Annotated in this window: 25 protein-coding genes; 14 read left to right on the top strand and 11 right to left on the bottom strand. The window is 68.1% G+C overall.

Features of this window, described 5'->3' with window-relative positions; translation table 11 throughout:
• Nucleotides 1-105 precede the first annotated feature (105 nt).
• Nucleotides 106-690 (top strand): DivIVA domain-containing protein, encoded by a 585-nt coding sequence (locus RM50_RS11995; protein ID WP_043452862.1) that lies wholly within the window; start codon nt 106-108, stop codon nt 688-690.
• Between the two features lie 14 nt (nt 691-704).
• Here the strand turns inward: RM50_RS11995 and RM50_RS11990 are convergent, their stop codons facing one another.
• The 5 genes from RM50_RS11990 to RM50_RS11970 are packed head-to-tail and all read right to left on the bottom strand — an operon-like array spanning nt 705 to nt 5,187.
• Nucleotides 705-1,394 carry a hypothetical protein gene (locus RM50_RS11990; protein WP_043452861.1) on the bottom strand — a complete coding sequence of 230 codons (690 nt, stop codon included), beginning with the start codon at nt 1,392-1,394 and terminating at the stop codon, nt 705-707.
• A 4-nt stretch (nt 1,395-1,398) separates the two neighbouring features.
• The gene (locus RM50_RS11985) at nt 1,399-2,880 is read right to left on the bottom strand and encodes a cation acetate symporter (RefSeq protein WP_043452859.1); all 1,482 of its coding nucleotides are present in this window, start codon (nt 2,878-2,880) and stop codon (nt 1,399-1,401) included.
• Between the two features lie 7 nt (nt 2,881-2,887).
• The gene (locus tag RM50_RS11980; RefSeq protein ID WP_043452857.1) at nt 2,888-3,259 is read right to left on the bottom strand and encodes a membrane protein; all 372 of its coding nucleotides are present in this window, start codon (nt 3,257-3,259) and stop codon (nt 2,888-2,890) included.
• Nucleotides 3,256-3,972 (bottom strand): LytR/AlgR family response regulator transcription factor, encoded by a 717-nt coding sequence (locus RM50_RS11975; protein WP_043452856.1) that lies wholly within the window; start codon nt 3,970-3,972, stop codon nt 3,256-3,258. The genes RM50_RS11980 and RM50_RS11975 overlap by 4 nt, the downstream gene beginning before the upstream one ends.
• Before the next feature lie 33 nt (nt 3,973-4,005).
• A complete protein-coding gene (locus RM50_RS11970; protein WP_043452961.1) occupies nt 4,006-5,187 on the bottom strand; it encodes a sensor histidine kinase in 1,182 nt (393 codons plus the stop codon).
• Between the two features lie 177 nt (nt 5,188-5,364).
• Between RM50_RS11970 and RM50_RS11965 the strand changes: the two genes are divergently transcribed.
• Entirely contained in the window at nt 5,365-5,745 is a 381-nt protein-coding gene (locus RM50_RS11965) for a DUF485 domain-containing protein (RefSeq protein WP_043452855.1), read from the top strand.
• Entirely contained in the window at nt 5,742-7,358 is a 1,617-nt protein-coding gene (locus RM50_RS11960) for a solute symporter family protein (RefSeq protein WP_043452853.1), read from the top strand. Before RM50_RS11965 ends, RM50_RS11960 begins: the two co-directional genes overlap by 4 nt.
• A gap of 169 nt (nt 7,359-7,527) precedes the next feature.
• On the opposite strand, the gene RM50_RS11955 is transcribed toward RM50_RS11960, so the two are convergent.
• The 4 genes from RM50_RS11955 to RM50_RS11940 all read right to left on the bottom strand — a co-directional run bounded on the left by RM50_RS11955 (nt 7,528) and on the right by RM50_RS11940 (nt 9,954).
• Nucleotides 7,528-8,217 (bottom strand): hypothetical protein, encoded by a 690-nt coding sequence (locus RM50_RS11955; protein ID WP_240471950.1) that lies wholly within the window; start codon nt 8,215-8,217, stop codon nt 7,528-7,530.
• Between the two features lie 2 nt (nt 8,218-8,219).
• A complete protein-coding gene (locus tag RM50_RS11950; RefSeq protein WP_043452850.1) occupies nt 8,220-8,624 on the bottom strand; it encodes a DUF4383 domain-containing protein in 405 nt (134 codons plus the stop codon).
• 154 nt (nt 8,625-8,778) lie between these two features.
• Nucleotides 8,779-9,348 (bottom strand): hypothetical protein, encoded by a 570-nt coding sequence (locus RM50_RS11945; protein WP_240471949.1) that lies wholly within the window; start codon nt 9,346-9,348, stop codon nt 8,779-8,781.
• Nucleotides 9,349-9,480: 132 nt separating this feature from the next.
• Complete coding sequence (locus RM50_RS11940) at nt 9,481-9,954, bottom strand: Lrp/AsnC family transcriptional regulator (protein ID WP_043452848.1); 474 nt, start codon at nt 9,952-9,954, stop codon at nt 9,481-9,483.
• A 193-nt stretch (nt 9,955-10,147) separates the two neighbouring features.
• On the opposite strand from RM50_RS11940, the gene pdhA reads away from it, so the two are divergent.
• From pdhA to RM50_RS11925, 3 genes are read left to right on the top strand one after another with little or no spacing between them, the layout of a single operon-like run.
• Nucleotides 10,148-11,314, top strand: a complete 1,167-nt coding sequence (gene pdhA, locus RM50_RS11935) for a pyruvate dehydrogenase (acetyl-transferring) E1 component subunit alpha (RefSeq protein WP_043452846.1) — start codon at nt 10,148-10,150, stop codon at nt 11,312-11,314.
• The gene (locus RM50_RS11930; protein ID WP_043452844.1) at nt 11,314-12,324 is read left to right on the top strand and encodes an alpha-ketoacid dehydrogenase subunit beta; all 1,011 of its coding nucleotides are present in this window, start codon (nt 11,314-11,316) and stop codon (nt 12,322-12,324) included. The genes pdhA and RM50_RS11930 overlap by 1 nt, the downstream gene beginning before the upstream one ends.
• An 8-nt stretch (nt 12,325-12,332) precedes the next feature.
• Complete coding sequence (locus RM50_RS11925; protein WP_082007064.1) at nt 12,333-13,727, top strand: dihydrolipoamide acetyltransferase family protein; 1,395 nt, start codon at nt 12,333-12,335, stop codon at nt 13,725-13,727.
• 105 nt (nt 13,728-13,832) lie between these two features.
• Here RM50_RS11925 and RM50_RS11920 read toward each other — a convergent pair whose 3' ends face one another.
• Nucleotides 13,833-14,489, bottom strand: coding sequence for an SACE_7040 family transcriptional regulator (locus RM50_RS11920; RefSeq protein WP_043452840.1), 657 nt, complete (start codon nt 14,487-14,489; stop codon nt 13,833-13,835).
• Nucleotides 14,490-14,634: 145 nt separating this feature from the next.
• Between RM50_RS11920 and RM50_RS11915 the strand changes: the two genes are divergently transcribed.
• The 7 genes from RM50_RS11915 to RM50_RS11885 are packed head-to-tail and all read left to right on the top strand — an operon-like array spanning nt 14,635 to nt 22,781.
• Complete coding sequence (locus RM50_RS11915) at nt 14,635-16,242, top strand: carboxyl transferase domain-containing protein (RefSeq protein ID WP_043452838.1); 1,608 nt, start codon at nt 14,635-14,637, stop codon at nt 16,240-16,242.
• A gap of 7 nt (nt 16,243-16,249) precedes the next feature.
• A complete protein-coding gene (locus tag RM50_RS11910) occupies nt 16,250-18,538 on the top strand; it encodes an acetyl/propionyl/methylcrotonyl-CoA carboxylase subunit alpha (RefSeq protein WP_052260196.1) in 2,289 nt (762 codons plus the stop codon).
• 2 nt (nt 18,539-18,540) lie between these two features.
• Nucleotides 18,541-19,704, top strand: a complete 1,164-nt coding sequence (locus RM50_RS11905; protein ID WP_043452837.1) for an acyl-CoA dehydrogenase family protein — start codon at nt 18,541-18,543, stop codon at nt 19,702-19,704.
• Nucleotides 19,705-19,751: 47 nt separating this feature from the next.
• Nucleotides 19,752-20,570: a CoA transferase subunit A gene (locus tag RM50_RS11900; protein ID WP_043452836.1), complete on the top strand. Its 819-nt coding sequence runs from the start codon at nt 19,752-19,754 to the stop codon at nt 20,568-20,570.
• Nucleotides 20,567-21,349, top strand: a complete 783-nt coding sequence (locus tag RM50_RS11895) for a CoA transferase subunit B (protein ID WP_043452835.1) — start codon at nt 20,567-20,569, stop codon at nt 21,347-21,349. The genes RM50_RS11900 and RM50_RS11895 overlap by 4 nt, the downstream gene beginning before the upstream one ends.
• Entirely contained in the window at nt 21,346-21,945 is a 600-nt protein-coding gene (locus tag RM50_RS11890; RefSeq protein WP_240471948.1) for a MaoC family dehydratase, read from the top strand. Before RM50_RS11895 ends, RM50_RS11890 begins: the two co-directional genes overlap by 4 nt.
• Nucleotides 21,942-22,781 (top strand): HpcH/HpaI aldolase/citrate lyase family protein, encoded by an 840-nt coding sequence (locus RM50_RS11885; protein ID WP_043452833.1) that lies wholly within the window; start codon nt 21,942-21,944, stop codon nt 22,779-22,781. Before RM50_RS11890 ends, RM50_RS11885 begins: the two co-directional genes overlap by 4 nt.
• 30 nt (nt 22,782-22,811) lie before the next feature.
• On the opposite strand, the gene RM50_RS11880 is transcribed toward RM50_RS11885, so the two are convergent.
• Nucleotides 22,812-24,281, bottom strand: a complete 1,470-nt coding sequence (locus RM50_RS11880) for a lipase maturation factor family protein (protein WP_043452954.1) — start codon at nt 24,279-24,281, stop codon at nt 22,812-22,814.
• Nucleotides 24,282-24,373: 92 nt separating this feature from the next.
• Here RM50_RS11880 and dxr point away from each other — a divergent pair, with 92 nt between their 5' ends.
• Nucleotides 24,374-25,558, top strand: coding sequence for a 1-deoxy-D-xylulose-5-phosphate reductoisomerase (gene dxr / locus RM50_RS11875; protein ID WP_043452832.1), 1,185 nt, complete (start codon nt 24,374-24,376; stop codon nt 25,556-25,558).
• The last annotated feature ends 13 nt before the right edge of the window (nt 25,559-25,571 follow it).

Raw genomic sequence — 25,571 nt, 5'->3', positions numbered from 1 at the left:
CACGCACGGGCGGCTGACACAAACACGACCCGGGCGCCCACCCTGGCTGCGGCACCCTAAACTGGTGCGGAAGCACTACGGCTGAAGAGCACTGAAGGAATCGAAGTGGCATTGGACATTCATCGGCAGATCCCTGCGTCCTTTGAGCGCGTGCAGCGCGGCGAGTACGGGTACAACGCCAAGCAGGTGGACCAGTTCCTGCAGCGCGCGCGGATCTCCCTGGAAACGCCTGGCTCCGCCACGAACCCCGTGAACAGCGCCGACGTGCGGGCGGTGTCCTTCGATCCCGTCAAGGGCGGCTACTCCGCCGCCGTCGTGGATGCGGCCCTGGACCGGCTCGAAGACGCCTTCGCCCGCCGGGAGCGCGATGAACTGATCGCGGCCCACGGGGAGGAAGCCTGGCTCCGCGAAATCGGAAACCTCTCCGGCATCCTCCGCGGCCGGCTGCACCGGCCCGACGGCGACCGCTTCCGGCGGCCCAGCAGGAAGAAGGCCCGCAGCTACAACACCGACGACGTCGACCGGCTGTGCCGCGAACTCGTCGCCTACCTTGAACAGGACAAACCGCTCAGCGTTGACAGCGTGCGCCGTGCCGTCTTCCGCCCCGCGGTGGGCGCCGACGGCTACGAGGAATCGCAGGTCGATGCCTTCCTGGACCGCGTCGTCGAGCTGATGGCGGCCATCGACTAGCAGGCCGGGTCCCGCTATTCCCCGGCAGGAGGAGTCGGGGAAAGCGGCGTGAAGCCGCGCCACACCCCGCGGTAGCCGCGGTAGCCGCGGACGGCCGAGACCACCAGGAATGCGGCTCCGCACACCGCGCCCGCCACGAGCGCGGCCGCCGTGCCCGCCCCCGCCAGCGTCACCAGCAGCCCGGCCAGAATGGCAATCAAGGCAGCGTTCGCCGTCGTCATGAAGATCATGCTGCTGCCCGCCACATGGCTGAAGCTGCCGCGGTTCCCGAAAAAGTAATAGGTCCGCTTCGAACCTGCCTCATCGTCATGGTGCGCCGCCATCAGGTACGGCGCCACGCCCGGGTCTAGGTCAACGTAGGCCGCCCGCAGCCGGTTCATGGCGGTGACGTACATGAGGTCCTCGTGCGCCACGTTCATCACCCGCAGCTGGGTCAGGAGCCCGATCGCCGTGTCGATGAACAGGACCACCACGGCGAGCAGCACGAAGGCCGCGGAAAACCCGGTGGCCTGGCCCACCAGCGCCATGCTGACCACGCTTGCCGACGTGAAGGTCAGGAACATGCTGATCCGCGTCAGCACCTCGCCTTGGGCCGTGCTGCGCGATGCCAGCAGGCCCCAGTGTTCCGTGGCGAGCAGCTGGGCACGCACGGAGGCCGGGACCCCGCCTGGCTGCCGGGACTGCGCGCCCTCCTCGCTGGACATGGCGCTATTGTCCTCCCGACCACCGCTCCGTCGCCAGCGGCCGTTCCGGGGTATGCAGCCTGGTCATGATCCGCGGCATGGTGGCGGGAATGCGGTGGGCGGTGGCCCTGGACACGATCACCATGACGGCGAAGGCGGCAGGCACGCTCCAGGCCGCCGGCTGCGCCAGCCACGCCGGCACTGTTCCCGGACCGGACACGGCGCCGGCGATCATCGCCCCGCCGCAGAGCAGGCCGCCGGTCACCATCCCGGCGATGGCTCCCGTGTCTGTCAGGCCGCGCCACCAGATGCCCAGCAGCAGGACCGGGCACACCGTGGAGGCGGTGAACGCGAACACCAGGCCTACGCTGCCGGCCAAGGCAGAGGAACCGGTCATGAAGGCAAACCCAAGGGGGACAAGCGCGGAGACGACGGCGGCCAGCCGGAAGCCGCGGACGCTGCCGCCCAGCACATCCTGGCTGATCACACCGGCCAGGGACACCACCAGGCCGGAGGTGGTGGAGAGGAACGCGGCGAACGCCCCGGCCACCACCAGGGCCGAGAGCAGGTCCCCCGCCATGCCACCCACGAGCTCGCCGGGCAACCGCAGGACCATGGCGTCCGGCTGTCCAGAGCGGGCCAGGTCCGGCGCGTACGTGCGGGCCACCAGCCCGTAGGCGGTGGGGAAGAGGTAGAACACGGACAACAGGCCCAGGACGATCAGCGTGGTGCGGCGGGCGGAGTGCCCGTCCGGGTTGGTGTAGAAGCGTACCAGCACGTGCGGCAGGCCCAGGGTGCCGAACAGCAGCGCCACCAGCAGGGAAACGTTCTGGTAGGGCCCCGCCGGTGCCAGTCCCGTGGGGTTGACTGCCGGAGCGGACTGCGGTCCGGTGCCCTGTCCGGCCAGCACGAAGATGATGAACAGGATGGGCACGGCGAGGGCGGTCAGCTTCAGCCAGTACTGGAAGGCCTGGACGAACGTGATGGACCGCATGCCGCCGGCCACCACCGTCAGGCAGACCACCACGACGACGGCCACCGAACCCACCCAGGACGGCAGGCCGGTGGCGATCTGGATGGTCAGGGCAGCACCGTGCAGCTGAGGCACGATGTACAGCCAGCCGACCATCACCACCACGAGGCTGGTCACCCGCCGGACGGCCCGGGATGCCAGCCGGGACTCGGTGAAGTCCGGAATGGTGTAGGCCCCGGAACGGCGCAGCGGGGCCGCGACGAAGAGCAGCAGCATCAGGTAGCCGGCGGTGTACCCCACCGGGAACCAGACCGCATCCGTCCCCGAGAGCAGGATGAGCCCGGCCACCCCCAGGAAGCTGGCCGCGGACAAGTACTCGCCGCCGATCGCCGAGGCATTCCACCAGGGCCGGACGGTGCGGGAGGCAACGTAGAAGTCACCTGTGGTGCGGGAAATCCGCAGCCCGTAAAAGCCGATAATGGCCGTGGCGAGGGACACGACCGCCACGGCTGCGATGGCGGCCCCGGCGTTCATGCGGGCCTCATTGCTCGCCGGCGAGGTCGCGGTAGCGCGCCTCGTTGCGGGCGGCGGTCCGCACATACAGCCAGGCGCTCAGGCCGATGACCGGGTAGATTCCCGCGCCCAGCAGGAGCCAGCCGAACGGAATCCCGGCAACGGGGGCATCGGCCAGGCCGGGCACTGCCAGCAGGACCAGGGGGAACGCGGCCAGGATCAGCAGGAAGCCGCCGGCCACCACAAGGGCCAGCCGCAGCTGCGACCTGATCAGGGACCGGACGAACACCTGTCCCACCTCGGAGTCCTGCGCGGCTTCCCGCGATTCGCCGCTGCGCTGCCCGGCGCGCACCGCAGGACGGGCGGCCGCGTGCGGGGCCGTGACCCGGACGCGGGTCATGCGTGCGGCCTGATGCGGGTGGCCTCCAGCTTCTCCCGCACGATCGGCAGGTGCCGGCGGCTGATGGGCAGGCCGGCGCCGGCCACCGTCACGCGGGGCCCGTCCGCGGCCAGCTTCATCGAGGACACATGCTTCAGTGCCACCAGGTAGGACCGGTGGGTGCGGATGAAGCCGGCGTCCGCCCACTGCTGCTCAAGGTCGGCCAGCGGCACCCGGATGAGGTAGCTGGCGTCGGCGGTGTGCAGCCGGGCGTAGTCGCCCTGGGCCTGGACATAGGTGACATCGTCGCGGCGGATCATCCTGGTGGTCCCGCCCTGGTCGACGGTGATCATTTCCGGTGCCGTCCCGCCGTCGCGCAGTTCACTGATCCGCCCCACGGAACGGGCCAGCCGCTCGGCGCGCACGGGTTTGAGCAGGTAGTCCACGGCCGCGAGTTCGAAGGCCGCCAGGGCATGGTCCTCGTCGGCGGTGACAAAGACGACGGCCGGCGGGCTGCTGCTGCGGGCAATGGCGGCGGCGATGTCCAGCCCGGAGACGGCGGGCATATGGATATCCAGGAATACGGCATCGATGCTGCCCGCGGACAGGGCCGTGAGGGCTTCAGCGCCGGACGTCGCCCGCAGCACCTTGCCGATGCGGTCGTCCCTGCCCAGCAGGAAAGCAAGTTCCTCCACGGCGGGCAGCTCATCATCAACGACGAGGACGTTAATCATGCTCCTAGGGTACTTCCAGCTGCAGGTCCTGCCTCACGCGTCGTGGCCGGGCTGTGACTTCGGCACCCGCATGGTGATCAGGGTGCCCTCACCCGGCGCCGTTTCCACCACCAGCCCATGGTCGTTGCCGTACACCTGGCGGAGCCGGGCATCGACGTTCCGCAGCCCCACGTGGTCCCCGTCCGTGTGGCCGGCCAGCACCGACCGGAGGTGCTCCGGATCCATCCCCACGCCGTCGTCCTCGATGGTGACCTCGGCGAAGGAACCGGCGTCCTCCGCCGTGATGCTGATGTGCCCGGGGCCTTCCTTGGCCTCCAGCCCATGCCGGACGGCATTTTCGACCAACGGCTGCAGGCTGAGGAACGGGATGACGGTGCTGAGCACCTCGGGGGCGACGCGCAGGCTGACCTGGACGCGCTCGCCGAACCGGGCCCGCTCCAGCAGCAGGTAGCGGTCAATGCAGCGCAGCTCCTCCGCGAGGGTGGTGAAGTCGCCGTGCCGCCGGAACGAGTAGCGGGTAAAATCCGCAAACTCCACCACCAGCTCCCTGGCACGCTGCGGATCGGTGTTGATGAAAGACGCGATGGCGTTGAGCGAGTTGTAGATGAAGTGCGGACTGATCTGGGCCCGCAGCGCCCGGACCTCAGCTTCCATCAGCAGTGTCCGGGAGGCATCCAGCTCGGCGAGTTCCACCTGCACGGCCACCCAGTCGGCAACCTCGCCGGTGGCCCGGACCAGGCCGGCCCCGGCGGACGGGGCGAAGGCGGCCACGGCACCCACCACGCGGGTGCCGGCCCGCACCGGGGCGATCACGGCGGCAAGCCGGCCGCCCGTTCCGTCCGCCCCTGCGGGCAGGACGGCGGTCCGGCCCGAGCCCAGCACGTCCGCGGCGAGGTCCATGAGGCGCGGCCTGATGTCCTCGGCACCCCCGTCCCAGGCCAGGACGCCTGAGGTGTCCATGATGGCCAGGGCCTCGCAGGCCAGCAGGGTGCGCAGCTGGCGGCTGGCTTTCGCTGCGCCGGCAGGGTTCAGGCCGCGCCGCAGGTGCTGCCCGGCCTGGGACGCGGCATGCAGGGTGTGGTAGGTGGCGCGTTCGGCGTCGGTGCCCAGCTCCCGGAAGGATCGCAGCACCTTCAGGCCCACGCCGACGACGACGGCAATCGCCATGGCGATCACTGCCACGGCCGCGGCGGTGAGGAGGGGGGAGTCCGGCATGGTGCCCAGCGTAGCGGGGGGTGCCGTTTGCCGCAGCATCGCAACCGTTGAGCGACCGTGGGCGGCGAAGTTCTGGAAGGGACAGGCCGGTGGGCGGCAGAGTGATTGGTGTCACATCTGCGGTGTCCACCCGGGCCTGCCGCCCGGTGTGTACCGGCAACTCAATGAGGAGGAACGATGGGTAATGATGCCCATACTCCGGACGCAGCGGCGTCCGTGGACTTCGAACAAGTCCAGTCGACCGGGCAGTTCCAGGAATTGCGCAGGCGGCACCGCAGCTTTGTTTTCCCCATGGCAGTGGCCTTCCTGCTGTGGTACTTCGCCTACGTGCTGCTCGCCGACTATGCAGTGGGATTCATGTCCACCAAGGTCTGGGGCAACATCAACATCGGCCTGATCCTGGGCCTGCTCCAGTTCGTTTCGACCTTCGCCATCACCGGCTGGTACGTCCACTACTCCAACCGGAAACTGGACCCCATCGCCTCGGAGATCCGGCAGGAGATCGAGGGGCACGAATTCGATAAGCACGGAAACCGAGTGGGCGGAGCCAACAAATGATCTCAATTCCTGCTGCGGTGGACGTCGCCGCGCTCAAGGACACCACCCTGCTCAACATGGGCATCTTCGGCCTGTTCGTGGCCGTGACCATGGTGATCGTGTTCCGCGCCAGCCGCAACAACAAGACCGCCGCCGACTACTATGCAGCAGGCCGCTCCTTCACCGGCTCGCAGAACGGCACCGCCATCGCCGGCGACTACCTGTCCGCGGCCTCCTTCCTGGGCATTACCGGCGCCATTGCCATCAACGGCTACGACGGGTTCATGTACTCGATCGGCTTCCTGGTGGCCTGGCTGGTGGCACTGCTGCTCGTGGCCGAACTGCTGCGCAACACCGGCAAGTTCACCATGGCGGACGTGCTCTCCTTCCGGCTGAGGCAGCGCCCCGTCCGGATCGCCGCCGCCATTTCCACCCTCGCCGTCTGCTTCTTCTACCTGCTGGCCCAAATGGCCGGCGCAGGCAGCCTGATCTCCCTCCTGCTGGGCATCAGCGACTGGGGCGGCCAGGCGTTGGTGATCATCGTCGTCGGCGCCCTGATGATCATGTATGTCCTCATCGGCGGCATGAAGGGCACCACCTGGGTCCAGATCATCAAGGCCATGCTGCTGATCGCCGGCGCCGCGGTCATGACCCTTTGGGTGCTGGCCATTTACGGCTTCAACCTCTCGGCACTGCTGGGCGGCGCCGTGGAGACCGCCAACAACCCGGCCGTCCTCAACCCCGGCCTGCAGTACGGCAAGACCGAGACCTCCAAGCTGGACTTCATGTCCCTGGGCCTTGCCCTGGTCCTGGGCACCGCAGCCCTGCCGCACGTGCTGATGCGCTTCTACACGGTGCCCACCGCCAAGGAAGCACGCAAGTCGGTGGTCTGGTCCATCTGGCTGATCGGGCTGTTCTACCTCTTCACCCTGGTGCTGGGCTACGGCGCTGCCGCCCTGGTGGGAGCGGACACCATCAAATCGGCACCCGGCGGTGTCAACGCTGCCGCCCCGTTGCTCGCATTCCACCTTGGCGGACCGCTGCTGCTGGGCTTCATCTCGGCCGTGGCGTTCGCCACCATCCTCGCCGTGGTGGCAGGCCTGACCATCACGGCCGCCGCCTCCTTTGCGCATGACATTTACGCCAACGTCATCGCCAAGGGCAAGGCGGACGCCGCCACCGAGGTCCGGGTGGCACGCCGCACCGTGGTGGTCATCGGCATCCTGGCCATTCTGGGCGGCATCTTCGCCAACGGCCAGAATGTCGCGTTCCTGGTGGCACTGGCTTTCGCCGTCGCTGCCTCCGCCAACCTGCCCACCATCATCTACTCGCTGTTCTGGCGGAAGTTCACCACCCAGGGCGCGGTATGGAGCATGTACGGCGGCTTGGCCGCGGCCATCCTGCTCATCGTGTTCTCCCCGGTGGTCTCGGGGGCCAAGACCTCGATGATCCCGGGGGCCAACTTCGCCCTCTTCCCGCTCAGCAACCCGGGCATCGTGTCCATCCCGCTGGCCTTCTTCCTGGGCTGGCTGGGCACCACCCTGGACCGGAAGCGGGAGGACACAGCCAAGCAGGCCGAGATGGAAGTCCGGTCACTGACGGGGATCGGGGCCGAAAAAGCCGTGAACCACTGACCCCGGCCCACTGAACCCGGCCTACTGACGCCGGCCTACTGACGCCGGCCGTGATGGACCGGCAACAACGTGAAGAGCCTCCTGCCGCTGGACTGGAGCAGTCCAAACTGCGGCATGGAGGCTCTTTCGGTGCCGGGACCGGGGTCGCTGCCCGGTCCCCGGCGCGGGTTTACCGCTGGTGGTGGCCGCCCGGTGCCGGGGTGCCGTGGCCACCGTGCGGTACTGCGTACTGGCCGGCCGTTGATGCGGCGAGTCCCGGCGTCGCTATGGCGGCCACCAGCACGGCGCCGGCGAACGCTGCTAGCAGGAGCCGGCCCGGCCGCATTCCGACGGGCTGCGGGGGAGTGTCCTTGTGCTGCCGCCGTTCCCCGGACCGCCGGAGCCAGCCGATGGAGGCGATGGCCATCAGGGTGAGCAGCAGCGCGGAGAGCTGCGTCAGGCTCAGGCCGGAGGCTGCGGAGGCTGCGGAGGCTCTGGAGGCAGCGAAAGCGATGGCGGCGAGATGGACCACAGCCGCGCCGGACAGGGCGTACCGGGTCCAGTGGCCCGCCGGCCGCTCCCTGGCCAGGAACACGACGGCTCCGGCGAGCAGGGCCGCGCCCCACAACCCCGCCAGCACTCCGGCCAGGAGCCGCGCGGGTCCCATGGCGCCAGGCGCGGCGAACATGCTGGAGGAGATCGCAAGGTTTACCGATCCGGCACCAAAGCCGGCGAAGCCGGCGAGCAGCCGTACCGGGGCTGCCGCTGGGGACACGTCGAGGGCGCTGGCCGGGGTCCTGTCCGGTGCTGCCGCGGCCCCGGCGGCAGCCGTCGCCGGTGCTGCGGTTGTCCCGGGTACTGCCGTGCCGGGGGTCGCCATGCTTAGGCCCGGGCCGTGGCCGGGGACTTGTCCAGGGACAGGCCCACGCCCAGGAGGAGCACCGCGCTGGCAAGGTGGAGGACGTTGTCGGCACCGTTGAGGGCGATGATGTTTAGCGGCGAATTCAGCAGGAACAGGCCGACGATGCCCACCAGGAGGTAGACGGCGCCCACGCTGGCATTGACCGTGCGGGCGGTGTCCGTACCGCGGAGGCCGGCGAAGAGCAGGGCTGCCCCGATGGCCAGGTGGATGACGTTGTGCAGTGGATTGACTTCGAAGATGATGAGGTTCGCGCCTTCGGTGGCAACGAAACCGACGCCTGACGTGACGGCGAAGCCCAGGAGTCCCACCAGCAGGTAGACGGCTCCGAAGATGGTGGCGACGAGGCGGTTGGGTGAGTTGCGCATGGACCGGATCCTTCCGAAAGGGCGGGAGCATTGTTCCCGCCGGCTGCGGGGTCCCCGGATGGGACCCTCGGAAGCGATTCGGACCATTGGACGCGGCGGATGGGTAAAAAGGTCAGTGCCCTTTGCAATTGTGGCCGGAGCCGTCCGGTGCGCCTTATGAGGCAGGCCGCAGTTTGATGCTCGTCATCATGAGCCGGTCGTTGCCCTCGAACCGGTACGCCAGGTCAACCTTCTTGCCCGTGCAGCTGATCTGGCCCACCACCTCCGCCGACTTCATCCCGTTCTCCGTGGCAACCTTGAGGTCGTTGTAGGCAGGCTTGCAGGAGCTGTCCATTTCCAGGCTCCGCACCCCGGAAACAAACGCTTCCCGGGAAAGCTGCTTCTGCAGGGCGGGGTCGAGGTATTCGTCGTAGGCGCTGGATGTATCGCCGGCGATCACCTTCTTGGTGAAGTCGTCCGCGAGTCCCCGGGCCTGGTTGGTGGCGCTGCCCACCACGTTCACCAGGATGACGACGCCGATAATCACCAGCAGCAGAACCCCGCCAATGCTGCCAAGAATGATCCAGAGCTTCCGCCGGCTGCGCTGTTGCGGCGGTTCCCCCGGAAGTCCGAACGGGGCCGGCTGCTCCGGCATGGGGGGAATCTGCTGCGGCCCGTAGCCCGCCCGGCCCTGCAGGTACGGATCCTGGGGACTGCGCTGGTACGGATCCTGGGGACTGCTCAAGGGGGACCTTTCAACGAACTGGCGCTCCGGCGCCGCGAACCAACCCGGGCCTTCCGGACCGGCGCATGACTGCACCCAGCCTATAACCCTGCCCGCCGCCGTCGTGCCAGCCGCACCCGGCGCGCTCCCTTCCTACCCTGCTTCGGAGCCCCGCTCCAACAGGGGCTGCACCCGGAAGGGGATCAGTTCGCCCATCGCCAGCGCGGTGTCAGCCCGCTCCACTCCGTCGCAGGCCAGGATCTTGCCGTTGATCCGGAACAGGTCCTCCGCATCCTGGGCCACCACGCGCAGCAGCAAATCCGCCGAACCCGTGAGCCCGTATCCCTCCAGCACTTCGGGGATGGCCGCGATCTCCTCCGCCAGCCGCCCAAGCTTCTGCTGCTGGACATGGACGGAGATGAACGCCATCAGCGGATACCCCAGCGCAGCCGGGTTAATACGCCGTTCAAAGGACAGGAAGACATGCTTCTTCTCCAGCTGCGCCATGCGTGCCTGGACCGTGTTGCGGGACAGGCCAAGCTTCTGGGCGAGAGCCACCACCGTACGCCGCGGATCCTGCGCCATCGCCGACAGCAGGCGGGTGTCAGTGCCATCCAAAGCTCGCATAATGCGCAACGCTAGCACGGTGCGGGGACGCCCGACAGGGCACTCTGCTCAAAAATTCCCGGAGTGGTTGTACCCCCTGGGTGTTGTGAGTAGGGTCACAGTATCTGGGGCAATGACGCCCGGAAGGCCGGTGGCGGCAGGGGCCAAAAGCCCGCAAAACCACGGTCAACGACGTACGAAGGTTGCGGCAATCGTGTCTACAGACGAAACGGGCCATGGCGGTGCAAAAACCCCGCACAGCGGGGGAGATTCCGCTCCGGGACAGGAACTTCTCCAGTTGCTCACCCCTTCGGGTGAACGCATCAGCCATCCGGAGTTCGACCTCTGGGTGAAGGACATTACCGACGAACAGTTGTGTTCCCTCTATGAGGACATGACCGTCATCCGCAGGATCGACGTGGAAGCCACCGCCCTGCAACGCCAGGGGGAACTCGCCTTGTGGCCGCCGCTCCTGGGCCAGGAGGCAGCCCAGATCGGCTCCGGACGGGCCCTGAGGGCGGACGATTTTGTGTTCTCCAGCTACCGCGAGAACGGCGTGGCCTACTGCCGGGGCGTGGACCTGACCGACCTCCTGCGGGTATGGCGAGGCAACGCCTCCGGCGGCTGGGACCCCTACAGCATCAATATGGCCACGCCGCAGATCATCATCGGCGCCCAGACCCTGCACGCCACCGGCTATGCCATGGGTATCCAGAATGACGGAGCCGACGCCGTGGCGGTCACCTACTTCGGCGACGGCGCCACCAGCGAGGGCGACGTGAACGAGGCCATGGTGTTCGCCGCCAGCTACCAGGCCCCGGTGGTGTTCTTCTGCACCAACAACCACTGGGCAATTTCCGAGCCTGTGCGGCTCCAGTCCCACATCCACCTCGCAGACCGGGCCGCCGGCTTCGGCATCCCCAGCCTGCGGGTGGACGGCAATGACGTCCTGGCAGTCATGGCTGCCACCCGGCTCGCGCTGGACCGGGCCCGTCGGGGCGGTGGACCCACGTTCATCGAGGCCGTCAGCTACCGCATGGGCCCGCACACCACGGCGGATGACCCCACGAGGTACCGCGATCCCAACGAACTCGAGGACTGGGCCGCCAAGGACCCCATCGCCAGGCTGGCCGCCCTCCTGGAGCGCAAGGGCCTCCTGACCGACGGGCTGCAGCAGCAGGTCAAGGACAAGGCCGACACCGTTGCGGCGCAGATGCGCCGCGGATGCACCACCATGCCGGATCCGCAGCCCATGGACATCTTCAAACATGTCTACAGCACCCCCAATTCCTGGCTGGAACGCCAGCAGGACCACTACGCCCGCTACCTGGCCTCCTTCGGCGATCCCGCAGGAGCCGTTTCCGAGGAAGGTGCACGCTGATGACCCAGTTGACCTTTGCCCGCGCCATCAACGCCGGGCTGCGCAAGTCGCTGGAGAACGACTCCAAGGTGGTGCTCCTGGGTGAGGACATCGGTGCCCTGGGTGGTGTCTTCCGGGTGACGGATGGCCTGCAAAAGGACTTTGGCACGCACCGGGTGGTGGACACGCCGCTGGCGGAGTCCGCGATTGTGGGCACGGCCGTTGGCCTGGCCTACCGGGGATACCGGCCCGTGGTGGAAATCCAGTTCGATGGGTTCATCTATCCGGCGTTCGACCAGATCGTCAGCCAGGTGGCAAAGCTGCACTACCGCACCCGCGGCGCCGTGAAGATGCCCATCACCATCAGGGTCCCGTTCGGTGGCGGCATTGGCTCGCCCGAACACCACTCCGAATCCCCGGAAGCGTATTTCACCCACACCTCCGGACTGCGCGTGGTGACTGTGGCGAACCCCCAGGATGCCTACACCGTCATCCAGCAGGCCATCGCCTGCGACGACCCCGTCCTGTACTTCGAGCCCAAGCGCCGGTACCACGACAAGGGTGACGTGGACGAGTCCGTTGACTCACATGCTGCCCTGCCCATGGACAAGGCCCGGGTATTGACCACCGGCCGCGACGTCACACTTGTGGCTTACGGGCCCTTGGTCAAGACCGCGCTGGATGCTGCCTCCGCAGCGGCGGACGAGGGCATTTCCATCGAAGTCATCGACCTGCGCTCGCTGGCCCCCGTGGACTACGAACCGGTGGTGGCCTCCGTCCGGAAGACCGGGCGCCTGGTGGTGACGCACGAGGCCGGACAGTCCGGCGGCCTGGGCGCGGAAGTTGCGGCAAGCATTACCGAGCGGTGCTTCTACCACCTCGAGGCCGCCCCCGTCCGGGTGACCGGCTTCGACATCCCCTACCCCTACTCAAAGCTGGAAATGCACCACCTGCCGGGCCTGGACCGCATCCTTGACGGCGTGGACCGTGCCCTGGGCCGCCCCAATTCCCTGAGCGGGCTGGAAGGATGAGTGCCACCATGATCAAGGAATTCCGCCTCCCGGACCTGGGCGAGGGACTCACCGAGTCAGAAATCCTCAGCTGGAAAGTGGACGTTGGCGACACCGTCAGCCTGAACCAGGTCATCGCCGAAGTTGAAACCGCCAAAGCCGTGGTGGAACTGCCGTCACCGTTCGCCGGGGTCATCAAGGAGCTCCACGAACAGCCCGGGTCCGTGGTGGAGGTGGGCAAGCCGATCGTCTCCTTCGAAGTTCCGGACGACGCCGGGGCGTCACCGTCGCAGCCGTCCGCCGGCTTGGCGGCCGGGGAAGGGGAGTCCACTGCGGTAACGCCGAAGAGGGAACCGAATCTGGTGGGGTACGGCGCGGTCGTTGAAGCGGCCGGCCGGCCGGCCCGCCGGCCCAGGAATTTTGCGCCGGCGGCCGCGCCTGCCGGAACCAGCTCCCCGACGGTCGAGCCCGCCGGCACCAAGCCCGCGGTAATCAGCTCCCCGGTGGCTGAGCTCGTCGACACCAAGCCCGTGGAACGTCCGCGGTCCACGCCTCCGGTCCGCAAGCTGGCCAAGGACCTCGGCCTGGACCTGGCCCAGGTCCGCGGCACCGGCCCGGGCGGCCTCATCACCCGCGATGACGTCCAGGGGTTCGCCGGACAGCCGGAAGGACCGGCGCCCGCGGCCGGACCGGCGCCGAAAGACGTTGCAACCCGCCCCGGTGCGCGGGAGACGCGGACCCCCATCAAGGGCGTGCGCAAACACACCGCCGCGGCGATGGTGCACAGCGCGTTCACCGCGCCGCACGCCACCGAGTTCCTCACCGTGGACGTCACGCCGAGCCTCGAGCTGCTGGCCACACTCAAGAACAGCAGGGCGTTCGCGGGCATCAAACTCACCCCGTTGACGCTCGCGGCCAAGGCAGTCCTCATCGCCCTGCGCCGCAACCCGGCCCTGAACTCGCGCTGGGACGAGGGAAACCAGGAAATCATCACCTTCAACTACGTGAACCTGGGTATCGCGGCCGCCACGCCGAGGGGACTCACCGTTCCCAATGTCAAGGACGCTGACGCGCTGGCGCTCCCTGAGCTGGCCCAGGCCCTGACGGCGCTCGCGGAAACCGCGCGGGCCGGAAAGACGGCCCCAGCAGATCTGTCCGGCGGCACCATCTCCATCACCAACATCGGCGTCTTCGGCATCGACGCCGGCACCCCCATCCTCAATCCCGGCGAGGCCGCCATCCTGGGCCTGGGTGCAGTCCGGACCCTTCCGTGGGAATACCGCGGCGAGGTGGCGCTGCGCCAGGTGCTCACGCTGAGCCTGTCCTTCGACCACCGCCTGGTGGACGGGGAGCAGGGTTCGCGGTTCCTGGCCGACGTCGGAGCCATCCTGGCCGAGCCCGGGATGGTGCTCACGATGGTCTAACGCGTCCTGACCTGCACATCACCGGCCCCAACCCGCATAAGCGGCGCTGCCCGGGGCCGGTTGTGCGGGCCGAGGCCGTTCGTGTGGTGCCCCGTGCCGGGCGGGTCAGGCCGAGGGCACCGTCAGCGCGGCCAGTGCCATGCGTTCCAGCAGGGGCCGGGCCACCCCGACGGCCATCCGCCTGCCGTGCGTGCGGACGGAATGCGGAGTGGAATTGATGAGGCCAAAGGTGGCGTGCGCCCGCATGCGCAGTTCCGCAGGATCAATTCCTGGATGCACCTTGGCCAGGACGTCGACCCATACCTCCACATAGCTGCGTTGCAGGGTGCGCACCGCCAACTGGTCGCGTTCCGACAGGTTGCTGAAGTCGCGGTCCTGCACCCGGATCACATCCGGCTTGCCGAGGGCGAAGTCCACCTGGAACTCCACCAGGCGGCGCAGCGCAGCCAGGGGATCGGCAGTGTTTTCCGCCACCTGGCGCCCGCCGTCCAGCAGTTCCTGGCTCACGGTGACCAGCAGGTCGGCGAGGACGGCCTGCTTGCCGGAAAAGTGGCGGTACACGGCCGGCCCGCTGACTCCTGCAGCAGCCCCCAGGTCCTCCAGCGAGACACGGTTGAAACCGTTCAGGGCGAACAGTGAGGCGGCAGCTGCCAGCAACGCCTGCCGCCGGTTTTCCTTGGCCCTGCCGCGCTGGGTGGTCGGGGCGGGCTGCGCGACGGTCGGCTGCCGGGCGTTGCTGGGTTGTGTTTCTGTGCTGGCCACTTTTCCTCCTAGGACCGACGCAGAGTCTAGCAAGCCGGTGGTGTGTTGGACATCACAGTTAATCGCGGCTAACCTGAATTTCAGTTATTAGACACTAACCGAGTTGGCATTGAGGCCACCCGGTCAATACAAGGACGGACCGTCAATGGAGACCCTTGCCACCCGGCTTGATGCAGCAAGCGAGTCCTTCCGAACCAACCGGGAAGCGCAGCTCTCGCTCGCCGGGGACCTGAGGAAAAGGCTGGCGGACGCCGCACTGGGCGGCCCGCAGAAGTCGCGCGAGCGCCATATGGCCCGCGGCAAGCTCCTGTCGCGCGACCGGATCGACCAGCTGCTGGACGATGGAAGCCCCTTCCTGGAGATTGCGCCGCTGGCGGCCAACGGAATGTACGACGACGAAGCGCCCGGCGCCGGGGTCATCGCCGGCATTGGCCTGGTCCACGGCAGGCAGGTCCTGGTGATCTCGAATGACGCAACCGTCAAGGGCGGCACCTATTACCCGATGACGGTGAAGAAGCACCTCCGCGCCCAGGAGATCGCCCTGGAGAACAGGCTGCCGTGCATCTACCTGGTGGACTCCGGCGGCGCTTTCCTGCCCAAGCAGGATGAAGTATTCCCGGACAAGGACCACTTTGGCCGCATCTTCTACAACCAGGCCCGCCTCTCCGCCGCCAAGATCCCGCAGATCGCAGCCGTCATGGGGTCCTGCACGGCCGGCGGAGCCTACGTCCCGGCCATGAGCGACGAGACCGTCATCGTCCGCAACCAAGGCACCATCTTCCTCGGCGGGCCGCCGCTGGTGAAGGCTGCAATCGGCGAGATCGTCACGGCGGAGGAGCTGGGCGGCGGCGACGTGCACTCCCGGGTCTCCGGGGTCACGGACCACCTGGCCGAAAACGACGAACATGCCCTGCAGATCATCCGCGACATCGTGGCCACCCTGCCGCCCCCCGCCGCCCCTGCCTGGCAGGTGGAACCAGCCGTCGAACCGGCCTTGGACCCGGATGGGCTCTATGGCGCCGTGCCCACGGACGTCAACGCCCCCTACGACGTCCACGAGGTCATCTCCCGGCTGGTGGACGGCAGCAGGTTCCACGAATTCAAGAAGGACTACGGCACCACCCTGGTCACGGGGTTCGCCCGGATCGAGGGGCACCCGGTGGGAATCGTGGCCAACAACGGGGTGCTGTTCAGCGAATCGTCCCTTAAGGGCGCCCATTTCATCGAGCTGTGCGACCAGCGCGGCATCCCCCTGGTGTTCCTGCAGAACATCTCCGGGTTCATGGTGGGCAGGGACGCCGAGCAGGGTGGCATCGCCAAGAACGGCGCCAAGATGGTCACCGCCGTTGCCACCGCCCGGGTCCCCAAACTGACCGTGGTCATCGGCGGCTCCTTTGGCGCCGGCAACTACTCCATGTGCGGCCGGGCCTACTCCCCGCGGTTCCTGTGGATGTGGCCCGCCGCGCGGATTTCCGTCATGGGTGGAAACCAGGCCGCCAGCGTCCTGGCCACCGTGAAGCGGGACCAGTACGAGGCCGCCGGCGATGAATGGCCGGAACAGGACGAAGAGGAGTTCAAGGCCCCCATCCGGCGGCAGTACGAGGAACAGGGCAGCCCCTACTACTCCACGGCCCGGCTCTGGGATGACGGCGTCATCGATCCCGCCGATACCCGCACCATCCTGGGCCTGGCGCTCGACGTCGTCTCCCGCACCCCTTTGCCGGAGACCTCCTTCGGCCTCTTCCGGATGTGAGCCAGCAATGACCATGCAGACCACCACAAATCCAGCCACCGCCGGCGCTGCTGCCCCTGACGGAGCCGCCAGCGGACCCTTGTTCAGCACGGTGCTGGTGGCCAACCGCGGCGAGATCGCCTGCCGCGTCATCCGCACCCTGCGCCGCCTCGGCATCCGTTCCGTAGCGGTATACAGCGATGCCGACGCCGGAGCGCGCCACGTGCGGGAAGCCGACCTTTCCGTCCGGATCGGCCCCGCCGCGGCAAGCGAGAGCTACCTGAATACCGACGCCATCATTCAGGCCTGCCGGGAGTCCGGCGCCGAGGCCGTCCACCCCGGCTATGGGTTCCTCAGCGAGAACGTGGACTTCGCCCGCGCCCTGGAGAAGGCCGGCATCACGTTCATCGGCCCCGGCGTGGAAGCGCTCAACGTCATGGGCGACAAGATCCGGGCAAAGAACCATGTGGCCGGGTACGGTGTGCCGGTCGTTCCGGGCATCGCCAAGCCCGGCATGACCGACGCCGAACTCGTAGAGGCGGCTGCCGCCGTCGGCTTTCCCCTCCTGATCAAGCCGTCGGCGGGCGGCGGGGGCAAGGGCATGCAGGCCGTCACCACGGCGGAGGACCTCCCCGCAGCCCTGGTGACAGCACGCAGGGTGGCGGCCGCCGCCTTCGGCGACGACACCCTCTTCCTCGAACGCCTGGTGACCACACCGCGGCACATCGAAGTCCAGGTGCTGGCGGACGGCCACGGCAACGTCATCCACCTCGGCGAGCGCGAATGCTCCCTTCAGCGCCGGCACCAGAAAGTCATTGAGGAAGCCCCCTCACCCCTGCTGGAAAGCCTTCCCAACGGGGCCGGCGTGCGTGCCCGGATCGGCGAAGCCGCCTGCAACGCCGCCCGCAGCGTGGCCTACACAGGTGCTGGGACCGTGGAGTTCCTGGTCTCCGACGATGCGCCGGACGAGTTCTTCTTCATGGAGATGAACACCCGGCTGCAGGTGGAACACCCGGTCACCGAGATGGTGACGGACACCGACCTGGTGGAATGGCAGGTGCGCATCGCCGCGGGTGCCGAACTGACGCTCCGGCAGGACGACGTCACGCTTAGCGGGCATGCCGTGGAGGCCCGGGTGTACGCGGAGGTGCCGGAGAAGAACTTCCTCCCGTCCACCGGTACGGTGCTCGCGCTGGACGAACTGCCCGGGCCCAAGGGGCGGCCCACCGCTCCGGCCCCCGCGGAAGCGGACCAGGCCGCCGGCCGGGTCCGGGTGGATTCCTCCCTGGTGGAAGGGCTTGAGCTTTCGGCCAGCTATGACCCCATGATCTCGAAGGTCATTGCCTGGGGTGAAGACCGTGCAGCCGCGCTCGCCACCCTGGACGTGGCCCTGTCCGGCTACACGGCGCTGGGCATCGACACCAATGTCGAATACCTGAGGCTGCTGCTCAGCGATCCCGACGTCCAGGCCGGCCGCCTGGATACCGGGCTGATTGAGCGGAAACTGCCAGGACTGCAGTTCCGGCGCGTGGGCGACGCGGAGCTGGTGGCCGCCGCCCTGTACACGCTCTCCTTGGAGGACCAGGACAACCCTGCCACGGGGAGCGGGCCCTGGCGGGACCGCAGCGGCTGGCGCCTTGGGAAGCCGGCGCCGCGCCGCGTCAGCCTGGGAACGCCCGACGGCGGCGTGGCCACCGTCCAGGTCACCGGCACCCCCAACGGGGGAGGGACCGCCGTGGTCGCCGTCAACGGCGGCCCCGGGATGCGGGCGTCACTGCTGTGGTCCAGCCGGCGAAGCTTCGACCTTGACCTGGAGGGCCAGCACCACGCCTACCGGCTGGCACCGGCCTACACACGGCCTGGGGCCCCGGCCTGGGACAACCCCGTTCCCGCCGGACCCGAACAGCTCTACCTGGGCAATACCGGCTGGTCCTGCCGGCTGGACGTCCTGACCCGCGAGGCGCGGCTGGAACGGGTGCTGGCTGCCATCCAGCGGAAGGACGGCGCGGCCGACCCCGAAGTGCGCTCGCCGATGCCCGGGACCGTCGTGGCCGTCCCGGTCAGCGACGGGGAGGCGGTCAAGGCCGGGGATGTCCTGGTGTCCGTGGAGGCCATGAAGATGGAACACCATCTGGTGGCCCCGCTGGCAGGGACGGTCCACCTGGGCGCCCGCACCGGCGACCTGGTCAAGGCCGACCAGGTGTTGGCCACCATCCACCCCGACGCTACGCCGGACGCCAGTGACACGTCGCCGGCGACGGACACAGCGCAAGCCATAGAGACAGATTCAGCTGCACAGCAAGGCGAAGGAGCCTGACCATGACCGGTTTTGAACTCAACGAGGAATACCAGGACCTCAGCGACACCGTGCGGGACTTCGCGGACAACGTGGTGGCCCCGGTCTCGGCAAAGCACGACGAAGAGCACAGCTTCCCGTATGAAGTGGTGAAGCAGATGGCGGAGATGGGCCTGTTCGGGCTGCCGTTCCCGGAGGAATATGGCGGCATGGGCGGGGATTACTTTGCCCTGGCCCTCGCCCTGGAGCAGCTCGGCCGCGTGGACCAGTCCGTGGCGATCACCCTCGAGGCGGGCGTGTCCCTGGGTGCCATGCCCGTCTACCGCTTCGGCACCGATGCGCAAAAAGAGGAATGGCTGCCCATGCTGGCCTCCGGCCAGGCGCTCGCCGGGTTCGGGCTGACCGAGCCGGAGGCGGGCTCGGATGCCGGCGGAACCAAGACCCACGCCCGCCGCGAGGACGGCAACTGGGTGATCAACGGCAATAAGGAGTTCATCACCAACTCCGGGACGGACATCACCCGGCTGGTCACCGTCACGGCCGTCACGGGGGAAACGGAACGCGCGGACGGCAGCGTCAAGAAGGAGATCTCCACCATCCTGGTGCCCACGGACACGCCCGGCTTCAAGGCCGAAAAGCCGTACAACAAAGTGGGCTGGAATGCCTCCGACACTCACCCGCTGACCCTCAAGGACGTCCGCGTGCCGGAGGAAAACCTGCTGGGCACGGAGGGGCGCGGCTACGCGAACTTCCTCTCCATCCTGGACGAAGGACGCATCGCCATCGCCGCCCTGGCCACCGGCGCGGCGCAGGGCTGCGTTGACCTGTCGGTCCGGTACGCCCGTGAGCGCCGCGCATTCGGCAGCGAAATCGGCAAGTACCAGGCCATCTCGTTCAAGATCGCCAGGATGGAGGCGCGGGCACACACCGCCCGCCTGGCGTACTACGACGCTGCCGCCAGGATGCTCGCCGGGAAGCCGTTCAAGACCCAGGCAGCCATCGCTAAGATGGTCGCAGGCGAGGCGGCCATGGACAATGCGCGGGATGCCACCCAGGTATTCGGCGGCTATGGCTTCATCAACGAGTTCACCGTGGCACGCCACTACCGCGACTCCAAGATCCTTGAAGTGGGGGAGGGCACCACGGAGGTCCAGTTGATGCTGATCGCCCGCGAACTGGGACTGTAGCCCCCGCACCTGCGGCAGGCAACGAAGCCGGCCTGAAAGGATCGATGATGATTGACAAGGTTGTTGCCAGTGCCGATGAAGCCGTCGCGGACATCCCCGACGGCGCCTCCCTGGCCGTGGGCGGCTTCGGACTCTGCGGGATCCCGGTGGCCCTGATCGATGCCCTGCACCGGGCCGGAACCTCGAACCTGGAAACCGTCAGCAACAACTGCGGCGTAGACGACTGGGGGCTTGGCATCCTGCTCCGCGACGGGCGCATCCGCCGCACCATCAGCTCCTACGTGGGCGAAAACAAGGAGTTCGCCCGCCAGTACCTCGCCGGTGAACTCGAAGTGGTGCTGACCCCACAGGGCACCCTGGCGGAGAAGCTGCGCGCCGGCGGCGCCGGCATCCCGGCCTTCTACACCAAGGCTGGGGTCGGCACCCAGGTGTCCGACGGCGGCCTGCCGCAGAAGTACGACGCGAACGGAGGCATAGCGGTCGCCTCCGCCCCGAAGGAGGTCCGCTCGTTCGGGGGAGTTGACTACGTCCTGGAAGAGTCCCTCACCCCGGACTTCGGGCTGGTGCATGCCTGGAAGGGCGACCGCCACGGCAACCTGGTCTTCCACGCCACGGCGATGAACTTCAACCCGCTGTGTGCCATGGCCGGAAGGATCACCATCGCCGAGGTCGAGGAACTCGTGGAGCCCGGTGGACTTGATCCCGAACACATCCATACGCCGGGGATCTTCGTCCAGCGCGTGGTCCTGGCAAAGGACGGCGAGAAGCGGATCGAGAAACGCACCGTCGCCCTGACGGCGCAGACTGCCGGGGGCGCAGCGTCCGGCGGCAGAACACCGGGCAGCATCCAGCAGGCAGGAGCATGAGCATGGATCCCAACAGCCCCGAAGCGCCGCGGCCCGAAGCCGTCCGCCCGGAGTACCGCCGGGCGGGTTCCCAGCGCCATGCCGGACCAGGCGACCAGGCGTCCGCCGCCGACAGCAAAGGCTGGACCCGCAACGAACTGGCCGCCCGGGTTGCCCGGGAGCTCCGCAACGGACAGTACGTGAACCTGGGCATCGGAATGCCCACCCTGATTCCCAACTACATCCCGGACGGGGTGGAAGTGGTGCTGCACTCCGAGAACGGGATCCTCGGCGTCGGGCCCTACCCCGCCGAAGACGCGGTGGACCCGGACCTGATCAATGCCGGCAAGGAAACCGTGACGGTCAACAGGGGGGCGGCGTTCTTCGACTCGGCAACCTCCTTCGGCATGATCCGCGGTGGCCACGTGGACCTCGCCGTCCTGGGCGCCATGGAGGTTGCCGCCAACGGGGACCTGGCCAACTGGATGATCCCCGGAAAGATGGTCAAGGGAATGGGCGGAGCCATGGACCTGGTGTTCGGGGCCAAGCGGGTGATCGTCATGATGGAGCACGTGGACCGCAGCGGCAACCCCAAGATCGTCCAGGAGTGCTCGCTGCCGCTGACCGGGAAGGGCTGCGTGGACCGGATCATCACGGACCTGGCCGTGATCGACGTCGTCAAGGACGGCGGTTCCCCGCGCCTGGTGCTGCGCGAACTGGCCCCCAATGTCTCCGCCGAGGACGTCGTGGCCGCTACCGGCGCGGACCTCTTCGAGGAAGACCAGGAACTCACCGTATGAGCGGCACGGATTCCAACGGCACGGATTCCAACGGGACAAATTCCAACGGGGCCGGCACCGGGACGGGCACCCGCCAGGGCGGCGGCCGGCGGGTGGTCGAACAGCGCGGGCTGTACTTCGATGAACTGGAGGAGGGCGTGGTATATGCCCACCGCCCGGGCCGCACGGTGACGGAAACGGACAACGTCCTGTTCACCACGCTCACCATGAACACCCAGGCACTGCACCTGGACGCCGCCTGGAGCGCGGGCCAGCCCTTCGGCCAGCGGCTGATGAACTCCATGTTCACCCTGGCCACCATGGTGGGGCAGTCGGTGACGCAGCTGACCCAGGGGACCATCATCGCCCAGCTGGGCCTGACGGACGTTTCGTTCCCGCGTCCCCTTTACCATGGGGACACGCTCTACACCGAGACGGTCATCACCGGCAAGCGGTTGTCGGCTTCACGCCCCGGACAGGGGATCGCCACCATGCAGCACACCGGACGCAACCAGGATGGAACGGTGGTGGCCCGGGCCACGCGCAGCTGCCTGATGTGGACCCGGGACGCCCATGTGAAGGCGCAGGGCACCGGACAGGAGAGAATGCCGGTATGACTTTTGTGATGGGACCCGCGCTGCTCTTCTGCCCCGCCGACCGGCCGGAGCGCTACCAGAAGGCGGCCGCCCGCGCCGATGCCGTCATCCTGGACCTTGAAGACGCGGTGGCGCCGGCGGACAAGCAGCGTGCCCGCGGTGCCATCCTCGCCCAGCTCGGCACCACCGGCGTGGAGCCGGAGCTCCAACCCAGCTGCACCATCGTCCGGGTCAATCCGGTTGGCACCGACGACTTTGAAAAGGACCTGCACTGCCTCGCCCACACGCCCTACCGGACCGTGATGCTGGCCAAAGCGGAATCGGCTGAACAGCTCAAGGCGCTGGAGGGGTACCAGGTGATCGCCCTGTGTGAAACAGCCCTCGGCGTGCTCAACGCCGCGGCCATCGCCGCTGCCCCCAACGTGGTGGGCCTTATGTGGGGCGCGGAGGACCTGCTTGCCACGCTGGGCGGCACGTCCAGCAGGAATGACGACGGCGGTTACCGGGCGGTGGCGCTGCACGCCCGCTCGTCGGTGCTTTTGGCCGCGCGCGCCCATGGCAAGGAAGCGGTAGACGCCGTTTACACGAACATCCCGGACCTTGATGGACTGGCCGCCGAAGCCGCCGATGCTGTGGCCTCCGGGTTCAGCTCCAAGGCATGCATCCACCCCAGCCAGGCCGCCGTCGTCCGTAAGGCCTACGCGCCCTCGGATGAGGAGGTGGCTGCCGCACAGGACCTCCTGGATGCCGCGGCGTCGGCCGGATCGGGAGTCTTCCGGTACCAGGGGAAGATGATTGACGGGCCCATCCTCAAACACGCCCAGGAGATCATCCGCCGCGCAGCGGAAAAGGCCTAGCGCGGGCGGGAACTTTCCCCCGGATGCCCGTTACCGCTGCCGGCCGGGGGACCGCCGCAGCGAGGTTGGTGGAATGGGTTCGTAGAGCAGCGTCCGCACCCACCGGTTGCCGGTCTCCCGGAACTCCTTCCGGGTGGCGAAGCGGTAGTGGAAGCTGCGCACCCGCACCCAGCGCGGGGCGGCGCCGTCGAACGGATCACGGCGCAGCAGCCGCAGCACCTGCCGGTCCGCCGCCAGGAGCTTGGCCAGGAACGCGTAGAACCACTCCTCATGCACACTCCGCAGGGGCAGGAACCACATCAGCCAGTCCAGCCGCAGGTGGTACGGGGCCCACTGCCGGGGAATCCGGCGCACGTCACCGGGCTTGCCCTTGAAACCGTACTCACGCCAGTCCGCGCCGTCGCCGGGGTCCTCGTCCAGCGTGCCCTCCACAACGATTTCGATGCGCTGCTTCGTCACCGTGCCGAACGCGCCGTAGGCGTTGACCAGCTGCCACCGGTTGAAGCTGGCGTTCATGAGCTGGCGGCGGGAGAACAAATTCCGCAGCGGCCAGTAGCTCAGGACCAGCAGCAGCACTGACGCCGCGAGGGTGACGGCCAGCCACCACGGCGGCGTTTGCCGCTGCCATCCCGTGGCGGCATCCCAATCGGCGGGAATGGCCGGGATGACGGCATGTGCCACGGGATCGCTGACCGCCGCGAACGCCAGCACGATTGCCATCCAGTTCAGCCAGGCGAAATTTCCGCTCGCCACCAGCCAGAGCTGGGTAACCACCACCACCGCCGCCGCGACGCTGGCCACGGGCTGCGGCGCGAAGAGCAGGAACGGCACCACCAGCTGGGCGATGTGGTTGCCCACCACCTCGATCCGGTGCAGTGGCTTGGGCAGGAGGTGCGCCTGCCGGCTGAGCGGTCCGGGCATGGGCTGTGTCTCATGGTGGTAGTACAACGCCGTCAGGTCGCGCCACTCCCGGCCGCCGCGGATCTTGATCATGCCCGCGCCGAACTCCAGCCGGAACACCAGCCACACGACCAGGATCAGGATGGTCCGGGGCGGCTCCGTCTGGTTCGACCCCAGGAACGCCACCGTAAAGCCTGCCTCAAGGAGCAGCATTTCCCAGCCGAAGCCATAGAACGTCTGGCCCACGTTCACGATCGACATGTAGAGCAGCCAGAGCGCCAGGAACGCGGCCAGCGGCACCCAGGGCGGTCCCGCCTGCGGCAAGCCGGCCACGAGCAGCGCCGACACCACCAAGCCGGCGGAGCATACACCGCGCAGCAGCCGGTCGGAGTACCGCCAGCGGAACAGCGTGGGCCGGCGCAGGCGGGTGAAGGCGGCGAGGAATTCCGGCACGGGGAGAAGCCCGCGCTCGCCGAGCAGGGCGGGAAACTGGTTCAGCGTGGACAGGAACGCAACGAAATACAGTGCTGCCACACCCCGTTGCAGCACCTGCCGCGCGAATTCGTACTCCGGTGCATCGAACCACGAGAGCCAGTCCACGCAGTCCACGTTACGCCCGGCGGCACGGGGGTCAAGGCGCAGCAGCAGGTCAGGGGCGCGGCGGCGCATGGAGGGTGCGGGATACTTAAACAATGCAGCCACGCAGAGTCGTCCTCCTCGGATCCACCGGTTCCATCGGCACCCAGGCGATTGACGTCGTCGACGGCGCCCCGCACCTGTTCGAGGTGGTGGCACTCAGTGCCGGGGGCGGCAACCTGGAGCTCCTGGCGCAGCAGGCCGTCCACACCGGCGCGGCAGCCGTGGGAATTGCCGGGGGAGACCCAGGGCGGCTGGAAGCGCTGATCCGCGACGCCGCCGCAGCGGCAGGCCGCCCGTCCTACCGGCCTGAGATCATGGCCGGCCCGGACGCCTCCGCCCGGATCGCCGCCGTGGACGCGGACGTGGTGCTGAACGGCATCACCGGATCCATCGGCCTGGCACCTACCCTCGCCGCCCTCAAGTCCGGAGCCACCCTGGCCCTTGCCAACAAGGAATCGCTCATCGTGGGCGGCAGCCTGGTCAAGGCCGCAGCCACCGAAGGCCAGATCGTGCCGGTGGACTCCGAGCACTCCGCAATTGCCCAGTGCCTGCGCTCCGGTTCCGCCGGGGAGGTGGACAAGCTCATCCTCACCGCGTCCGGCGGGCCCTTCCGCGGCCGGAGCCGGGACGAGCTTCACGGCGTCACCCCCCAGCAGGCCCTTGCCCACCCCACCTGGGACATGGGAGTCATGGTCACCACCAACTCAGCCACCCTGGTGAACAAGGGCCTGGAACTCATCGAGGCCCACCTCCTGTTCGACATCCCGCTGGACCGAATCGACGTGGTGGTGCACCCGCAGTCCATCGTCCATTCCATGGTCCAGTTCATCGACGGCTCCACCATCGCCCAGGCATCACCGCCGGACATGCGGCTTCCCATCGCCCTTGGGCTGGGCTGGCCGGACCGCGTGCCTGGAGCCGCCGGCCCCTGCGACTGGACGCAGGCGGCCACGTGGACGTTCGAGCCGCTGGACACCGAAGCCTTCCCCGCCGTCGGCCTGGCCAAGGAGGCAGCACGGCAGGGCAGCACGTTCCCGGCTGTGTTCAATGCCGCCAACGAGGAAGCCGTCACGGCCTTCCACGCCGGCCGGATCCGGTTCACCGATATCGTTGACACCGTTGAAGCCGTGCTCAGCGAACACCCAGGTTCTTCCGGGCTGACGGTGGAATCGGTGCTGGATGCTGAAAGCTGGGCACGCGCCCGCGCCCACGAACGTTTAGCAGTCAGCAGTCTCTAGGAAGCAGCAGCAC

This window comes from Pseudarthrobacter phenanthrenivorans, assembly GCF_000813845.1.
Lineage (GTDB): Bacteria > Actinomycetota > Actinomycetes > Actinomycetales > Micrococcaceae > Arthrobacter > Arthrobacter phenanthrenivorans_B.
This window is presented reverse-complemented; position numbering and strand designations above follow the sequence as displayed.

What these genes read in the sequence shown, in the direction of transcription:
- RM50_RS11940 (WP_043452848.1), bottom strand. Translation starts at nt 9,954, where the DNA reads ATGCGAGCTTTGGATGGCACTGACACCCGCCTGCTGTCGGCGATGGCG.
- RM50_RS11930 (WP_043452844.1), top strand. Translation starts at nt 11,314, where the DNA reads ATGACCCAGTTGACCTTTGCCCGCGCCATCAACGCCGGGCTGCGCAAG.
- RM50_RS11905 (WP_043452837.1), top strand. Translation starts at nt 18,541, where the DNA reads ATGACCGGTTTTGAACTCAACGAGGAATACCAGGACCTCAGCGACACC.
- RM50_RS11970 (WP_043452961.1), bottom strand. Translation starts at nt 5,187, where the DNA reads ATGCCGGACTCCCCCCTCCTCACCGCCGCGGCCGTGGCAGTGATCGCC.
- RM50_RS11955 (WP_240471950.1), bottom strand. Translation starts at nt 8,217, where the DNA reads ATGGCGACCCCCGGCACGGCAGTACCCGGGACAACCGCAGCACCGGCG.
- RM50_RS11915 (WP_043452838.1), top strand. Translation starts at nt 14,635, where the DNA reads ATGGAGACCCTTGCCACCCGGCTTGATGCAGCAAGCGAGTCCTTCCGA.
- dxr (WP_043452832.1), top strand. Translation starts at nt 24,374, where the DNA reads ATGCAGCCACGCAGAGTCGTCCTCCTCGGATCCACCGGTTCCATCGGC.
- RM50_RS11990 (WP_043452861.1), bottom strand. Translation starts at nt 1,394, where the DNA reads ATGTCCAGCGAGGAGGGCGCGCAGTCCCGGCAGCCAGGCGGGGTCCCG.
- RM50_RS11925 (WP_082007064.1), top strand. Translation starts at nt 12,333, where the DNA reads ATGATCAAGGAATTCCGCCTCCCGGACCTGGGCGAGGGACTCACCGAG.
- RM50_RS11980 (WP_043452857.1), bottom strand. Translation starts at nt 3,259, where the DNA reads ATGACCCGCGTCCGGGTCACGGCCCCGCACGCGGCCGCCCGTCCTGCG.
- RM50_RS11885 (WP_043452833.1), top strand. Translation starts at nt 21,942, where the DNA reads ATGACTTTTGTGATGGGACCCGCGCTGCTCTTCTGCCCCGCCGACCGG.
- RM50_RS11985 (WP_043452859.1), bottom strand. Translation starts at nt 2,880, where the DNA reads ATGAACGCCGGGGCCGCCATCGCAGCCGTGGCGGTCGTGTCCCTCGCC.
- RM50_RS11975 (WP_043452856.1), bottom strand. Translation starts at nt 3,972, where the DNA reads ATGATTAACGTCCTCGTCGTTGATGATGAGCTGCCCGCCGTGGAGGAA.
- RM50_RS11950 (WP_043452850.1), bottom strand. Translation starts at nt 8,624, where the DNA reads ATGCGCAACTCACCCAACCGCCTCGTCGCCACCATCTTCGGAGCCGTC.
- RM50_RS11895 (WP_043452835.1), top strand. Translation starts at nt 20,567, where the DNA reads ATGAGCATGGATCCCAACAGCCCCGAAGCGCCGCGGCCCGAAGCCGTC.
- RM50_RS11890 (WP_240471948.1), top strand. Translation starts at nt 21,346, where the DNA reads ATGAGCGGCACGGATTCCAACGGCACGGATTCCAACGGGACAAATTCC.
- RM50_RS11965 (WP_043452855.1), top strand. Translation starts at nt 5,365, where the DNA reads ATGGGTAATGATGCCCATACTCCGGACGCAGCGGCGTCCGTGGACTTC.
- RM50_RS11900 (WP_043452836.1), top strand. Translation starts at nt 19,752, where the DNA reads ATGATTGACAAGGTTGTTGCCAGTGCCGATGAAGCCGTCGCGGACATC.
- RM50_RS11960 (WP_043452853.1), top strand. Translation starts at nt 5,742, where the DNA reads ATGATCTCAATTCCTGCTGCGGTGGACGTCGCCGCGCTCAAGGACACC.
- RM50_RS11910 (WP_052260196.1), top strand. Translation starts at nt 16,250, where the DNA reads ATGACCATGCAGACCACCACAAATCCAGCCACCGCCGGCGCTGCTGCC.